Annotated in this window: 14 protein-coding genes; 4 read left to right on the top strand and 10 right to left on the bottom strand. The window is 65.2% G+C overall.

Going from position 1 to position 13,647, the window contains the following annotated elements; genetic code table 11:
• The first annotated feature begins 40 nt into the window (after nucleotides 1-40).
• From sseA to ACRYLT_RS03040, 3 genes are read left to right on the top strand one after another with little or no spacing between them, the layout of a single operon-like run.
• Entirely contained in the window at nucleotides 41-883 is an 843-nt protein-coding gene (sseA, locus tag ACRYLT_RS03050) for a 3-mercaptopyruvate sulfurtransferase (protein WP_482665381.1), read from the top strand.
• A complete protein-coding gene (gene metC, locus ACRYLT_RS03045; protein WP_482662638.1) occupies nucleotides 880-2,052 on the top strand; it encodes a cystathionine beta-lyase in 1,173 nt (390 codons plus the stop codon). Before sseA ends, metC begins: the two co-directional genes overlap by 4 nt.
• Nucleotides 2,049-3,356 (top strand): mechanosensitive ion channel family protein, encoded by a 1,308-nt coding sequence (locus ACRYLT_RS03040; RefSeq protein ID WP_482662637.1) that lies wholly within the window; start codon nucleotides 2,049-2,051, stop codon nucleotides 3,354-3,356. Before metC ends, ACRYLT_RS03040 begins: the two co-directional genes overlap by 4 nt.
• Here ACRYLT_RS03040 and ACRYLT_RS03035 read toward each other — a convergent pair.
• Nucleotides 3,325-3,684, bottom strand: coding sequence for a hypothetical protein (locus ACRYLT_RS03035; protein ID WP_482662636.1), 360 nt, complete (start codon nucleotides 3,682-3,684; stop codon nucleotides 3,325-3,327). The two genes, ACRYLT_RS03040 and ACRYLT_RS03035, sit on opposite strands and share 32 nt — an antisense overlap.
• Nucleotides 3,685-3,764: 80 nt before the next feature.
• Here ACRYLT_RS03035 and ACRYLT_RS03030 point away from each other — a divergent pair, with 80 nt between their 5' ends.
• A complete protein-coding gene (locus ACRYLT_RS03030; RefSeq protein WP_482662635.1) occupies nucleotides 3,765-4,535 on the top strand; it encodes a TorF family putative porin in 771 nt (256 codons plus the stop codon).
• Between the two features lie 3 nt (nucleotides 4,536-4,538).
• Here ACRYLT_RS03030 and ACRYLT_RS03025 read toward each other — a convergent pair whose 3' ends face one another.
• From ACRYLT_RS03025 to prfB, 9 genes are all read right to left on the bottom strand, one after another.
• Nucleotides 4,539-4,949 (bottom strand): DUF3035 domain-containing protein, encoded by a 411-nt coding sequence (locus ACRYLT_RS03025; protein ID WP_482662634.1) that lies wholly within the window; start codon nucleotides 4,947-4,949, stop codon nucleotides 4,539-4,541.
• Nucleotides 4,949-5,500, bottom strand: coding sequence for a signal peptidase II (lspA, locus tag ACRYLT_RS03020; RefSeq protein ID WP_482662633.1), 552 nt, complete (start codon nucleotides 5,498-5,500; stop codon nucleotides 4,949-4,951). The genes ACRYLT_RS03025 and lspA overlap by 1 nt, the downstream gene beginning before the upstream one ends.
• Complete coding sequence (gene ileS / locus ACRYLT_RS03015) at nucleotides 5,493-8,372, bottom strand: isoleucine--tRNA ligase (RefSeq protein WP_482662632.1); 2,880 nt, start codon at nucleotides 8,370-8,372, stop codon at nucleotides 5,493-5,495. The genes lspA and ileS overlap by 8 nt, the downstream gene beginning before the upstream one ends.
• A 34-nt stretch (nucleotides 8,373-8,406) precedes the next feature.
• Nucleotides 8,407-9,363 carry a glycerophosphodiester phosphodiesterase family protein gene (locus tag ACRYLT_RS03010; RefSeq protein ID WP_482662631.1) on the bottom strand — a complete coding sequence of 319 codons (957 nt, stop codon included), beginning with the start codon at nucleotides 9,361-9,363 and terminating at the stop codon, nucleotides 8,407-8,409.
• Nucleotides 9,360-10,286 carry a bifunctional riboflavin kinase/FAD synthetase gene (locus ACRYLT_RS03005; RefSeq protein WP_482662630.1) on the bottom strand — a complete coding sequence of 309 codons (927 nt, stop codon included), beginning with the start codon at nucleotides 10,284-10,286 and terminating at the stop codon, nucleotides 9,360-9,362. Before ACRYLT_RS03005 ends, ACRYLT_RS03010 begins: the two co-directional genes overlap by 4 nt.
• Before the next feature lie 52 nt (nucleotides 10,287-10,338).
• Entirely contained in the window at nucleotides 10,339-10,842 is a 504-nt protein-coding gene (locus ACRYLT_RS03000; protein WP_482662629.1) for a dihydrofolate reductase, read from the bottom strand.
• Complete coding sequence (locus ACRYLT_RS02995; protein ID WP_482662628.1) at nucleotides 10,839-11,633, bottom strand: thymidylate synthase; 795 nt, start codon at nucleotides 11,631-11,633, stop codon at nucleotides 10,839-10,841. The genes ACRYLT_RS03000 and ACRYLT_RS02995 overlap by 4 nt, the downstream gene beginning before the upstream one ends.
• 85 nt (nucleotides 11,634-11,718) lie before the next feature.
• Complete coding sequence (locus ACRYLT_RS02990; RefSeq protein ID WP_482662627.1) at nucleotides 11,719-12,426, bottom strand: class I SAM-dependent methyltransferase; 708 nt, start codon at nucleotides 12,424-12,426, stop codon at nucleotides 11,719-11,721.
• On the bottom strand, nucleotides 12,416-13,543 hold the full coding sequence (gene prfB, locus ACRYLT_RS02985) for a peptide chain release factor 2 (RefSeq protein ID WP_482662626.1): 1,128 nt from the start codon (nucleotides 13,541-13,543) through the stop codon (nucleotides 12,416-12,418). The genes ACRYLT_RS02990 and prfB overlap by 11 nt, the downstream gene beginning before the upstream one ends.
• Nucleotides 13,544-13,647 lie beyond the last annotated feature (104 nt).

The following is a 13,647-nucleotide window of genomic DNA, read 5'->3' as shown; positions in this document are numbered from 1 at the left end:
AGGCGTTAAGGCCAGGGCGTGCAGCAGGAGGTTCGGGGTGATGGAAGCGCTGGTCTCGACGGATTGGCTGGAAAATGCGCTCGGCGCTGAAGACCTCCGGATCGTCGACGCCACTTCGTTCCTACCCAATTCCGGCCGCGACGCTCGCTCGGAGTTCGAGGTCGAGCACATTCCCGGTGCGGTCTTTTCGGATATCGAAGAGATCAGCGACAGCGACAGTCCGTTCCCCCATATGATGCCTTCCGAGGACAGATTTGCCAGCCGGATGCAGTCGCTGGGCGTGCGCGACGGTGCGCGCATTGTCGTCTACGACAACTCGCCGAGCCATACCGCCGCCCGCCTCTGGTGGATGCTGAAGAGCTTCGGCGCGCATTATGTCGCAATTCTCGATGGCGGCTTTCAGAAATGGAAGGCGGAGGGGCGGCCGGTCGAGCATGGCCGAACCCAGAATCGCCATGGGCATTTCACACCATTTCTCGACCCGACAGCCGTTGCGGACAAGGAGTTCATGCTTGAGATCATCCAGGCGGGCACTCACGAGATCGTCGACGCGCGACCGGCGCCGCGTTTCGCCGGAACCGACCCGGAGCCGAGGCCCGGCCTGGCCTCCGGTCACATCCCCGGGTCGCGCAACCTCCCGCAAGGTCAGCTCTTCAAGCCCGACAATAGTTGGAAGAGGGGCGAGGAATTGCGCTCCGCCTTCGAAGCGGCGGGAATCGACCTGAGGCGGCCGATGGTGACGACCTGCGGATCGGGAGTCACGGCGGCCGTGATTCTGTTTGGAGCGCGCCTGCTCGGCAAGGAAGACGTTCGCCTTTACGATGGCAGCTGGTCGGAATGGGGCGCGGATCCCGCTACTCCCAAGGCGACCGCCGCTCGATGAGCGACAAGCGGCCGGAGACGAAGCTGGTCGCGGCAGGTCGCCGCGAGGAATGGACCGGAGGAATCGTCAACCCTCCCGTCTGGCGCGCCTCGACCATCCTGTTCGACAGCATCGAGGCGATGGAGTTGGCCAATCCGCCCCGCGACGGACATCTTCATTACGGGCGCAACGGGACGCCGACGAGCTGGGCCTTGTGCGAGGCGCTGACCGAGCTCGAGCCCGGTGCGGCGCTGACCCGTCTCTACCCGTCCGGTTCCGCCGCCGTCGCCTCGGCCCTGCTGTCGGTGCTGGAAACGGGCGACGAACTGCTGATGGTCGACAGCGTTTATGGTCCGACCCGCGCCTTCTGCCAGACTCTGCTCAAGCGGTTGGGCGTCGTCACCCGCTATTACGATCCGCTCATCGGTGCGGGCATCGAGCAGCTGATCGGCGAGCGAACCCGGGCGATCTTCATGGAGAGTCCCGGAACCCACACGTTCGAGGTGCAGGACGTGCCCGCAATCTGTGCGGTGGCGAAGGCGCGCGGGATTGCGACCTTGCTCGACAATACCTGGGCAACGCCGCTCTTCTTCCCGGCCATCGCCGCCGGAGTCGATCTGTCGATCCTTGCCTGCACCAAATATATTGGCGGTCACGCCGACGTGATGCTGGGCACGGTCACCGCCACCGGCGATTATGCCGAGCGGCTGGAGCAGAGCCGACGAGTCCTCGGCCAGACCGCGAGTCCCGACGATTGCTGGCTGGCCCTTCGCGGACTTCGCACCCTGGACGTTCGGCTTCGGCGCCACCAGGAAAACGGTCTGAAGGTCGCTCGCTGGCTCGGCGCCCAGCCGCAAGTCGCGCGGATGCTTCATCCGGCTCTCCCGGACTGTCCTGGTCACGAACATTGGCTTCGCGACTTCAGGGGCGCGACCGGCCTCTTCTCCGTCGTCCTGAACGGCGGCGATGAGGCGGCGCGGGCGCGGCTCATCGACTCTCTGGAACTGTTCGGAATTGGCTATAGCTGGGGCGGCTTCGAAAGCCTCGCCGTGCCCGCGGACCCGGTTCGCACCGCTACCCGGCTCGACTTCGAAGGACCGCTCGTCCGGCTTCATGTGGGGCTGGAGCATCCGGACGATCTGATCGCCGATCTGGAGCAGGCGCTGGCCGGCTATGGAGCGGCGGCGTGAGGCAGGCGGCGAGCGGTTTCGGGATCGTCATTCCCGAAACGCCCGATCTCGTCGCTGCTTTGGCCGCCACCGGTGCGATCCTCATCGCGGCTGGTCTCGGCTGGGCCGCGGGCAAGTGGCTGGGACCGCGGCTGGCCGGTTTCTGGGAGCGCAGGGCCGGCACCCGGGCGGAAGGCATTGCTCCGCGCATGTGCGCGATGGTCCGCTATCTCACCCTTTGGCTGGTACTGACGCTGGCCCTCGCCGTCTATTCCTGGCCCCCGATCGCCTCCCTGCTGCTGGGGCTCGTCGCCGCCGTCGCCGTCGCGTCGCTGGCGAGGAATGTCGTGCTCGGTCTTCATCTGTCCGCTTGGATCGCCTGGTTCCTGGCTGCCTTCCTGTTCGTCGCCACGCTCGCCGACGCGGTCGGCGGGCTCGAGAAGATCAGGGACGCGCTCGACAGCCTGGCGTTCACGATCGGCCGGCGGCGATTGTCGCTGCTTCTTCTGATCCAGATCGGCGTCGCTCTCTTGGGTCTCTATCTGCTCGTCCGGCTCGCCAACCGACTCGTCAGCCAGTCGATCAAGCGGGCCAAGGGACTGGATCCGACGCAGCAGCTGCTCGCCCAGAAGCTCGCCGGGATCGCGATCGTCGCGCTCGCCTTCTTCGTCGGGATCGACCTGGCCGGGATCGACCTAACCGCGCTTGCGGTTTTTTCGGGGGCTCTGGGACTGGCCGTCGGCTTCGGCCTTCAGAAGACTGTCGGCAATCTGTTCGCCGGGATCATCCTGCTGATGGACCGGTCGATCAAGCCGGGCGACGTGATCGTCGTCGGCGACAGTTTCGGGTCGGTCAGCAAGATCGGCGTTCGGGCGGTTTCCGTCGTCACCCGTGACGGCAAGGAGCATCTGATCCCCAACGAAGACCTCATGACCCGCGAAGTCGAGAATTGGTCCTATTCCAATTCGAACGTCCGGGTGCACATTCCGGTCGGCGTCGCTTATGACTGCGACCTGCCGCTGGCGCAGCGATTAATGATCGAAGCGGCGAGCGCTTCGCCGCGTGCGCTCAAATCTCCCAGGCCGAACGTCTGGCTGCGTGCTTTCGGTGACAGCTCGGTAGAGCACGAAATCCTGGTCTGGATTTCGGATCCCGAGGCCGGGGTCGGGAACATCCAGTCCGAGATTCTGAACCGGCTGTGGCTGCTGTTCAAGGAGAATGGGATCGAGATCCCGTTCCCCCAGCGCGACGTCAATCTACGAACCTTGCCGCCGGGTTTCGGCGGTACGCCCGTCAGGGACGAATCAGATCCGTCATCTCGTTGAGCGCGCGTTCGAGCTGAACCGCGAGCCGGGCGGCGGCGGCCTTGGGCGGCGCCTTGTCGGCGGCAACCAGCAGGGCCTCGACTCCTGCCGCTGCCCAATCGGTCGTTTCGGCGACGAGCGCTTCGAAGCGACGCTGGACCACCGGCAGCGCGCTGTCATAAGCGATGCTGATCCGGGCGGCCTCGTCGAGTCGGGCTTCGCTTCCTCCCGCATTACCCTCAACCCCGGCGATCTGCTCAACGAGGCGCAGAGCTTCCCGAAGCTGGGCGATCTGCTGGCCCGGGTCTGCGCCCGACGGGGCCGAAGAAGGGGGCGCCTGGTGCGTCATGCGGCCAACCGCTACCCTCCAGCGCCTAAGGAAAGCCTAACGGCATTGCGCTGGCGCCGCGGCTGGGGCAGGCCGGCCGGATGATCAAGTCCGTCGTCTTCGCCGCCGCCTTGCTCGGCGCAGCCCCCGCTTTCGCCCAGCAGGAGCCGCTGCCGGAGGTGCCGGTCGAGCTTCTGGAAACCGGATCGACCGGGTTGGACATCAGTGGCGAAATATCGCTGCTTTCCGACTATCGCTTCCGGGGCGTTTCGCGCTCCGACGAGGATCCGGCGCTTCAGGCCCAACTCACGCTCGGCCATGATAGCGGCCTCTACGCGGGATTTCGCGGTACGACCCTGAAGGGGCTCGACAGCTTTCGATCCCGTGATCCCGCCTTCGGGGACCTCGGCGATGTCGAGCTCGATCTCTTTGTCGGTTACCGAAGCGACCTCGGGCGAGGCTTCGACCTGGACACGGGGCTGCTTTACTACGCCTTCGTCGGCGGTGCCGGGCCGACCGACTATGTGGAGCCTTATGCTTCGCTGTCGTACCTGATCGGTCCGGTCTATGCGACTTTGGGCGCCAAATATGCGCCGGATCAGCGTGCGACCGGTGACGAGGACATGCTCTATCTGTTCGGACAGGTGGACGTCGCCATTCCCTTCAGGCCGTGGAGCTTCAGCGCTCAGTTCGGCCATCAGGATTGGGGACGCTATGGCAGCTACTGGAACTGGTCGTTGGGAGTCGAACACCAGCTTCGAATGGGGGGCATGCCCGACACCCATGTCGGGCTTCGCTACGTGGATACCGACCTGCCGTCCGTTTCCGGCCAGGATGCGGGCCTGGTCGCCTCGCTTCGTTTCAGCTTCTGAGCCTTATTGCGGGACCTGGACCGAGGCTTCCTGCCCATCGCCCTGCGGCAGCTGAAGGATGGTCTGGACCAGTGCGCCGCGGTTCACCACGTTCGTCTCCGGATCGGCCGCAACCGAGCGGGCGCCGAGCACGGCGGTGTCCGCGCCGGCCGACTGGAGCAGGCTCCGCTCGACGGCGCTGCGCTCCTGGGGGCCTCCGAACAGGGCCTGGAGAGCCTGGGCGCGCGGGTCCGGTCCGGCGTCCGGTTCACCAGGGCGAGGCGGCGTCAGGCTGAAGTCGGGCGGCACCACCAGCGGCGCGTTGCGGGCGACGGCGAACTCGTCCGGACGGTCCCGATCGAACGGATTGCTGGCGCAGCCGGCGAGCAGGGCGGCGGCAGAGCCGACGAGGACGAGGTGGGACAGACGCATCATCAGGATTCCTTCTTGGGCGCCTTGCCATCGCGCATCAACAGCGCCCGGACAAGCAAAAGCAGCACGCCGATGGTAATCGCGGCGTCGGCGACATTGAAGACCAAAAAAGGTCGCCAATCGCCGAAATGAAGGTCGGCGAAGTCGACCACATAGCCGTAGCGCACGCGATCGACGATGTTGCCGAGCGCCCCGCCGAGGACGAGGGCGAGTGCCGCCGAATCGTCGCGCCTCTTCTCGCGCCACATCCAGGCGCCGACGAACAGCGCGATTCCGGCAGTCAGGGCGACGAGCAGCCAGCGTCCCATTTCCGAGCCGGCGCTCAGCAGACCCAGCGAAACGCCTCTATTCTCGACCCAGTGCAGGTTGAAGAAGGAGGTGATCGTGATCGTCCGATCCGGTTGCCCCTGAAGGTTGAGCGGATAGGTGACGACCCATTTCGTCGCCTGGTCGAAGATGAAGACGAGCAGGGAGATAACCATGGCGACGGCGCGGTTGCGCTTCAGCCTCGGCTCGGGCGAGAGCGCGGCCTTTCGGGTTTGCATTTCAGCCATTCACGACCTGTTCGCACCGTCCGCACAGGCTTCCGTCCTCCGCCACGTCCGGCAAATAGCGCCAGCAACGGCCGCATTTGTCATATTCGGTCCGAGTCACTTCGATCTGCTCTCCCAATCCCGGCGCGACTTCCGAGACGATGAAGATTTCCGCCAGCTCGGCCAAGTCCGAGTCGGCAAGGTCGAGTTCCAGATTGGGATAAAGGACCTTCGCTTCGAGGCTGGAGCCGATCACCTTTTCCTTGCGAAGCGGCTCGATGCTTTCGGTGACCCGCTCGCGCGTGGCTCGGATCAGGTCCCATTTGGCGGCGAGCGCCTCGTTGCGCCACGCCCGGTCGATCTCGGGCCATTCGAGCAGGTGGACCGAGCCCGATTGCGGATAGCGAGTGCTCCACACTTCTTCCGCGGTGAAGCAGAGGATCGGGCTCGCCCAGCGCACCAGCGCATGGAAGATCCGGTCGAGCACCGTCCGGTAGGCGCGTCGCTTCAGAGTTCCTTCCGGAAGCTGCGGGCCGACATCGCAATAGAGCGCATCCTTGCGAATGTCGAAGAAGAAGGCCGACAGGTCGTCATTGGCGAAGCTGGTGATCAGCCGAATGTAGCGATTGAACTCGAAGGCTTCGGTCACCGCTCGAAGCTCGGCGTCGATCGTTGCGAGGCGGTGGAGCACCCAGCGCTCCAGTTCCGGCATTTCGCCGACCGGCACTTCCTCGTCGGCGCTGAATCCGTCAAGCGCGCCGAGCAGGTAACGGAAGCTGTTCCTGAGCTTGCGATAGGCGTCGGTGGTGGTGGCGAGCACTTCCTTGCCGATACGCACGTCCTCGAAATAGTCCGTGGACGCGACCCACAGGCGAAGGATGTCGGCGCCATTGTCGCGGATGATCGCGAGCGGATCGACGACATTGCCGATCGACTTGGACATTTTCCGGCCTTGGCTGTCTAGCGCGAAGCCGTGGGTCAGGACGCTTTCATAAGGAGCGCGGCCGCGGGTCCCGCAGCTTTCGAGCAAGGAGGACTGGAACCAGCCGCGATGCTGGTCCGAGCCCTCGACATAAAGGTCGGCTCGAACGCCTTCGCCGTAACGCGCCTCGACGACATAGGAATGGGTCGATCCGCTGTCGAACCAAACGTCGAGAATGTCCAACACCGGCTCATACTCGTCGAGGCTGTAGCCGTTGCCGAGCAGCAGCTGATGGTCCGCCTGGAACCAGGCGTCGGCGCCGCCTTCATGGAAGGCGTGAATGATTCGCGAGTTGACCGCCGGATCCCTGAGATATTCGCCGGTCCGACGGTTGACGTAGAGGGCGATCGGAACGCCCCAGGCCCGCTGCCGGCTGATCACCCAGTCGGGCCGCCCCTCGACCATCGCGCGGATCCGGTTCTTCGCCTTGTCCGGGACCCAGCGCGTGTCGTCGATCGCGTTCAAAGCCTGCTCGCGCAAGGAATTGGGAATGGGCTCGCCATGGCCAACCTCGCGCTCTTCGGGATCGATCCCGATGGCCGGTGCAGCTTCGCCGATCGGTCGGTCCATCGGGATGAACCATTGCGGCGTGCAGCGATAGACGATCTTCGCCTTGGATCGCCATGAATGCGGATAGGAGTGGCGGAAGTCCTGGCTTGCGGCGAGCAGCGCGCCGACCTCGCGCAGGTCCGAACAGATCGGCCCCTCGGGCGAGTTGAACTTGTTGTTGATGACGCTTCCCTGGCCGCCGAGCCATTCCCAGTCGGAGCGGTAGAAGCCGGCATCGTCGACGGCGAACACCGGATCGATTCCCGCCGCCTTGCAGACGAGGAAATCCTCCTCGCCATGGTCCGGCGCCATGTGGACGAGCCCGGTACCGGCGTCGGTGGTGACATGCTCCCCCGGAAGGAAAGGGCGGGACCTGGCGAAGAAGCCGCCGAGATGATGCATCGGGTGGCGGGCAATGGTGCCGGCGAGATCGGCGCCGGTTCCTCGCCAGACTATGCCTGCGCTGGCCTCTTCGACGGATCCGGACAAAGCCGCGCCGGCCCGCCGCGCGAATTCATCGATCAGGTTCTCCGCCAGCAGAAATTGCCCGCGATTGCCACGCACGAGGACATATTCAATCTGCTCGCCATAAGCGATCGCCTGGTTCACCGGGATCGTCCACGGCGTCGTCGTCCAGATCACCGCAAGGGCGCCGACCAGCTCCGGAATCGGACTGTCGACGATTTCGAAACCTACGTCGATCTGGGTCGACGTGATCTCCTCATATTCGACCTCGGCCTCGGCCAGCGCGGTCTTTTCGACCGGGCTCCACATCACCGGCTTGGCGCCGCGATAAAGCTGGCCGCTTTCGGCGAACTTCAGAAGCTCCTCGACGATCTTCGCCTCGGCCTCGTATTTCATCGTGAGGTAGGGATCGTCCCACTCGCCCATCACTCCAAGGCGCTGGAACTGCTCGCTCTGAACCGCGACCCACTTCTCGGCATAGGCCCGGCATTCGGCTCGGAACTGGGGCCTTGGCACCTCGTCCTTGTCGAGCTTCTTCTTCCGATACTCCTCCTCGACCTTCCATTCGATCGGAAGGCCGTGGCAGTCCCAGCCCGGAATGTAGGGCGCGTCCTTGCCGAGCAGCGACTGCGACCGGACGATGATGTCCTTCAGGATCTTGTTCATCGCATGGCCCATGTGGAGATCGCCATTGGCGTAGGGCGGGCCATCATGGAGGATGAATCGCTCGCGCCCCTGCCGGGCCTCGCGAACTCGCTGGTAGAGCTTCTCCTCCGCCCAGCGCTCGAGGATCGCCGGTTCCTTGCTTGCAAGGCCGGCCTTCATCGGGAATTCGGTCCTCGGCAGGAAGACCGTGTCGCGCCAATCCTGTTTCGGGGCTTCGCTCTTGTCGGACATGGGCGGCGGACTTAGCGGGCGCGATGACGAATGGCTACCGTTCAAGCGAGCGGCCGACCTCCCACATGTCCTCGATCAGGAGCATGCCGCGATAGTGGCGCGGAACCTCGCCGAGTTGCTCCGGAGTGTCGAGCCCGACCAGATCGTCGCCGCCGTCGCCGGCGATGAGGAAGCGCGCACCGGCCTTCCCGAGCCGGTCGAGGAACCGGTAGGGCCAGCCCCAGAGCGTCCAACCGCCCTGCCGCGGCAGGGCCAGCAGGATGTTTCGGCAGCTGTCGGGAACGAGGCCGAGCCACCCGGTCCGGCGATAATCGTCCAGGCAGGACCGGCTCGATTTCCGATCGAGCACCCAGCCGGCTGGAGTGAGCCGTCGAAGCCTCGCCAGCGCTTCCGGCGACCCGGCGAAGACGTGGTGATCGCCGATCGGCGCGCCCGCTCGGCCGAAGTCGGCGACCAGGGCGTCCGCAGCGGCCGGCTCGTGGAGGTGGAAAAGGATCGTCTGCCGCGGATAGGCGCGGACGACCTCCTCGACGGTCAACATGCCGCCAACGCCGCGGCCACGAAGAGGAAAGCTGACTCCGCCATCGCGGCTATAGCCATGGCCGACGTCAAGCCTCTTCAGATATTGGAGCGGCCGATCGCGCACCGCGCCACTTCCGTCGGTTCGGCACTCGAGGCTCTCATCGCGGAAGATGACGGCTCGCCCGTCCGCGGTCGGTCGGACGTCGAGGGCGAAGCCGCTTGCGCCGAACCGGACGGCATTCTGAAGCGAGAAGAGCGTGTTCTCGATGAAATTGTGGCCCGAAGCGCGGAGCCGGCGGGCCGGACAGGCTTCGTCGGGACCGGCGCCCTCGATCGGCTGGGCGATGCCGCGATGGGCGATCAGGATCAGCCGGCCTTGCGGTGCCGGAGCGATCCAGGACGCGTTCATCAGCGACAGCGCCACCGCTGCGGCTGCGATCAGGAGCAGGACGAGCCGACCCTTCCTCATGCCGTCAGCCGAAGCCGAGCCTCTTGCGCGTCCCTGGCGATCTGGACCTTGAGCCCCTCAACGTCGTCGAACAGGCGCTCGTCGCGGATGAAGGAGATGAGCTGGACTTCAATCGTCTTCCCGTAAAGATCGCCGTCAAAATCGAAGAACCAGGGCTCGAGCAGCTCGCGCGGCGGATCGAACATCGGCCGGGTGCCGAGATTGGCGACTCCGTCGAGCAACCGTCCGTCCGCGAGCCGGCCGCGAACCGCGTAGACGCCGAAGCGTGGCCGAAGATAGTTGCCGAGGGCGACATTGGCCGTCGGATAGCCGAGTTCGCGGCCGCGCTTGTCGCCATGCTCGACCGGTCCCTCGATCGCGAACGGGCGGGTCAGCAGCCGGGTCGCCGTCTCGCAATCTCCGGCCTGCAGTGCTTCCCGGATCCGGCTGGACGAGACGGGCTCCTCGCCCTCCTGAATCTGGCTTACGGAATCGACGGAAATCCGGTTGGCCTTGCCGACGAGCTTCAGAACGTCGACATTTCCGCCCCGACCCTTGCCGAAGGTGAAATCCTCGCCCGTCACCACTCCGGAAGCGCCGATCCGGTTGACCAGGAAATCGGTGACGAATTCGCTGGCCGTCACCGAGGCCAGCTCGGCATTGAAATTGAACACGAGCATCGCGTCCGCACCCGCCTCGGAGAACAGCCGTTCCCGCTGGTCGAGAGTCGTCAGCCGGAAGGGCGCAATGTCGGGCCTGAAGAAGCGGACCGGGTGGGGGTCGAAGGTGGCGACCAGCGCCGGCTTGCCTTCGGCATGAGCGCGACTGACGGCACGGCCGACCACGGCCTGGTGACCTTTGTGAAACCCGTCGAAATTGCCGAGCGCGACGATGCCGCCGCGAAGGTGGGCCGGAACCGCCGAGCCCCCGTCAAGGCGCTCCATCCTGCCGCGTATAGGCAAGGCCGAGCAGGGGGACAATCGCGAGTCGCCAAGGTCAGCGAGCGCCGGGCTCCCGTCGCGTGAGGGTGACGAAGGTGTGAGCCGGGTGACCGTCCTTCGAAGGAATCCTGTCCCCGCGCCTCGTCGACCAATCGCGGCCGTTGAGCTGCGGAAACCAGGTGTCGCCTTCGGCGTCGACATGGACTTCGGTCAGGTGGATCCGGTCGGTGATCGGGAGGAACTCGCGATAGATTTCCGCGCCGCCGATGATCGAAACGCGGTCCCCCGCCGCCAACGACAGCGCCTGGTCGCGCGAATGAGCGACCTTCACCCCGTCCGCCGACCAGGAAGGATCGCGGGTCAGGACGATATGTTCCCGGCCGGGCAGAAGCCCCGGAAGGCTTTCGAACGTCTTCCGGCCCATGATCATCGGCGCGCCCATCGTCGTGATCTTGAAATGCCTGAGATCGCTGGGAAGGTGCCAGGGCAAGCCCCCGTCCTTGCCGATCACGCCATTGTCGGCCCGGGCGACGACGATCTCGACGATCGGTCGGTTCAAACCGCCACCTCGGCCTTGATGTGCGGATGCGGATCGTAGCCGCTGATCTCGAAATCCTCGTAGCGATACTGGTCGATCGCCTCCGGCCGGCGAAGGATGGTCAGCTTGGGCAGCTTGCGCGGCTCGCGCTTCAGCTGCTCGCGCGCCTGGTCAAGATGGTTGAGGTAGAGATGGCAATCGCCGCCGGTCCAGACGAAGGTGCCGGGCTCGAGCCCGCATTGCTGGGCGAGCAGGTGGGTGAGCAGGGCGTAGCTGGCGATGTTGAACGGAACGCCCAGAAAGACGTCAGCGCTTCGCTGATAGAGCTGGAGGTTCAGCTTGCCGCCGGCGACCTGAGTCTGGAACAGGCAATGGCAGGGGGCAAGCGCCATCAGGTGGGTTTCGGCGGGGTTCCAGGCGGTGACGATCTGCCGGCGCGACGCCGGATCCCGCTTTATCAGCGCGATCAGCTCGGCGATCTGGTCGATCTCGCGCCCATCGGGCGCGAGCCAGCGGCGCCATTGCTTGCCGTAGACGGGGCCAAGATCGCCCTGCTCGTCCGCCCATTCGTCCCAGATGCTGACCTTGTTTTCCTGGAGCCAGCGCACGTTGGTATCGCCCTTCAGGAACCAGAGCAGCTCGATGATGATCGAACGCAGGTGCAGCTTCTTGGTCGTGACCAGCGGAAAGCCCTGGGAAAGGTCGAAGCGCATCTGGTGGCCGAACACGCTGAGCGTGCCCACGCCCGTCCGATCCTTCTGCTCGACCCCTTCCTCGAGGATCGTTTTCAGGAGATCGAGATAGGGCTGCATGGTCCCAGCTTATGGCGCCACGGCCTTCGAAGCGCCACCCGATTCCTCCCGTTGCCTGCGCTCGGTTCCGCGAAGATCCCGCCCATCAGGGATTGCAGACTTCGATCCGGCCCGGGTCCGGCTTGGGGCCGCGCGGCTGGAACATCGCGAAATAGGATTCGCTGTCGGGCAACCGCTCGAACCGGGTGAGCTCGAAGCCGACCGCATTGAACTCGCAGACGAGCAGGCGCGGCGGAGTGCCGTGGCGGCTGGTGGGCCGATCGGCGTCGACGACGACGACGCTTCCGCCGCTCTTGAGGTCGTCGTGGAGGTGCCACAGGAATTCGAACGGCTGAGCGATCTCATGATACATGTGGATCATCAGGACCCGGTCGAAGGAAGCGTCCGGAAGCTGGGGATTGTTGGGTTCGCCGAGCTTGAGCGCGACATTGTCGAGCCGCTCGCGCTGGACTCGCTGGCCGAGCGCCCGGATGGTCTGGGGCACGATGTCCTGGGCGAGCACTCGGCCGTCCTCCCCGACCATCGGCGACAATCGCACCGTATAATAGCCTTCGCCGGCGCCGATGTCGGCAACCGACATGCCCGGCCGGATCTCGGCAAGCCGAGTGACCGTCTCGAACTCGCCCAGGCTGTCGCGGGCGTCCTCGTTGGAATAACGAGGGGACTCGATCGGCGCCACCGGCCGGCGCGGCGCCGGAAATCGGGAGCTCTGCTCCGACGGCGATTGTCGGCAGCCGCCGATCAGCGCCAAACCGATCAGCGCCGCTCGAGCGAAGGCGCCCCTAGTCCACATCTTCCACTTCGACCTTCTCGCCCGTCACTCGCTGCGAAAGGGCGGCGGCCATGAACCGGTCGAGGTCGCCGTCGAGAACGTCGCTTGGAGCAGTGGACGTCACTCCGGTTCGAAGATCCTTCACCAGCTGATAGGGCTGAAGCACGTAGGATCGGATCTGATGGCCCCAGCCGATGTCGGTCTTGGCGGCGTGCTGGGCGCTCGCTTCCGCCTCGCGCCGCTGGAGCTCGGCCTCGTACAGCCGGGCCTTGAGCATCTTCATCGCTTCGGCCCGGTTCTTGTGCTGGGAGCGCTGGTTCTGGCAGGCGACGATGATCCCGGTCGGCAGGTGGGTGATCCTGACCGCGCTGTCGGTCGTGTTGACATGCTGTCCGCCGGCGCCGGAGGAGCGGTAAGTGTCGATCTTCAGGTCGCTTTCGTTGACCTCGATGTCGATATCGTCATCCACCACCGGATAGACCCAGACGCTCGAGAAACTCGTGTGGCGGCGGGCGTTCGAATCATAAGGGCTGATCCGGACCAGCCGGTGAACGCCGCTTTCGGTCTTGGCATAGCCATAGGCATTTTCGCCTTTCACCAGCAGGGTCGCCGACTTGATCCCGGCCTGCTCGCCGGAATGATGGTCGACCAGCTCCACCTTGTAGCCATGCCGTTCGGCCCAGCGCGAATACATGCGCTGGAGCATTTCGGCCCAGTCCTGGCTTTCGGTGCCGCCGGCTCCGGCATTGATTTCGATATAGGTGTCGTTGGCGTCGGCCTCGCCGGCAAGCAAGGCGGCCACCTTGTCGCGCTCGGCCCGTTCGGCGAGCTCGGCGAGGGAGCGCACGGCGTCGTCGACGAGCGATTCGTCGCCTTCGGCTTCGGCCATTTCCATCAGCTCGACCGTGTCCCCCAGCTCCTTTTCAATGGCTCGGGTGGCGCCGATCGCTTCCTCGAGCCGGCGGCGCTCGCGCATCACGTCCTGGGCGGCCTTGGGATCGTCCCAGAGCTTCGGATCCTCGACTCGGGCATTGAGTTCATCGAGCCGCTTCAGGGCGCGATCCCAATCCAGGAACCGGCGCAGCAGGTCGAGGGCCGACCGGATCTGGTCGATAGATGATTGCGCTTCGGCGCGCATGGACTTGGTCTCCAATCTCTGGGCCCGGGCTGGGCCCGGTCAGAACATTTCTGGGTCGGCCGGTCCTTGCCGTGGGCCGGCCGTCGAAAACGACTTGCCGGCTG

This window comes from Sphingosinicella sp. SM1-17 (assembly GCF_056821765.1).
The sequence above is the reverse complement of the archived record's forward strand: the minus strand, read 5'-3'. Positions and strand labels throughout refer to the sequence as shown.

Excerpts from the sequence above, each read along its gene's own strand:
- prfB (WP_482662626.1), bottom strand. The coding sequence starts at position 13,543 with ATGCGCGCCGAAGCGCAATCATCTATCGACCAGATCCGGTCGGCCCTC.
- ACRYLT_RS02995 (WP_482662628.1), bottom strand. The coding sequence starts at position 11,633 with ATGCAGCCCTATCTCGATCTCCTGAAAACGATCCTCGAGGAAGGGGTC.
- ACRYLT_RS02990 (WP_482662627.1), bottom strand. The coding sequence starts at position 12,426 with ATGTGGACTAGGGGCGCCTTCGCTCGAGCGGCGCTGATCGGTTTGGCG.
- lspA (WP_482662633.1), bottom strand. The coding sequence starts at position 5,500 with ATGGCTGAAATGCAAACCCGAAAGGCCGCGCTCTCGCCCGAGCCGAGG.
- ACRYLT_RS03035 (WP_482662636.1), bottom strand. The coding sequence starts at position 3,684 with ATGACGCACCAGGCGCCCCCTTCTTCGGCCCCGTCGGGCGCAGACCCG.
- ACRYLT_RS03030 (WP_482662635.1), top strand. The coding sequence starts at position 3,765 with ATGATCAAGTCCGTCGTCTTCGCCGCCGCCTTGCTCGGCGCAGCCCCC.
- metC (WP_482662638.1), top strand. The coding sequence starts at position 880 with ATGAGCGACAAGCGGCCGGAGACGAAGCTGGTCGCGGCAGGTCGCCGC.
- ACRYLT_RS03025 (WP_482662634.1), bottom strand. The coding sequence starts at position 4,949 with ATGATGCGTCTGTCCCACCTCGTCCTCGTCGGCTCTGCCGCCGCCCTG.
- ACRYLT_RS03010 (WP_482662631.1), bottom strand. The coding sequence starts at position 9,363 with ATGAGGAAGGGTCGGCTCGTCCTGCTCCTGATCGCAGCCGCAGCGGTG.
- sseA (WP_482665381.1), top strand. The coding sequence starts at position 41 with ATGGAAGCGCTGGTCTCGACGGATTGGCTGGAAAATGCGCTCGGCGCT.
- ileS (WP_482662632.1), bottom strand. The coding sequence starts at position 8,372 with ATGTCCGACAAGAGCGAAGCCCCGAAACAGGATTGGCGCGACACGGTC.
- ACRYLT_RS03005 (WP_482662630.1), bottom strand. The coding sequence starts at position 10,286 with ATGGAGCGCCTTGACGGGGGCTCGGCGGTTCCGGCCCACCTTCGCGGC.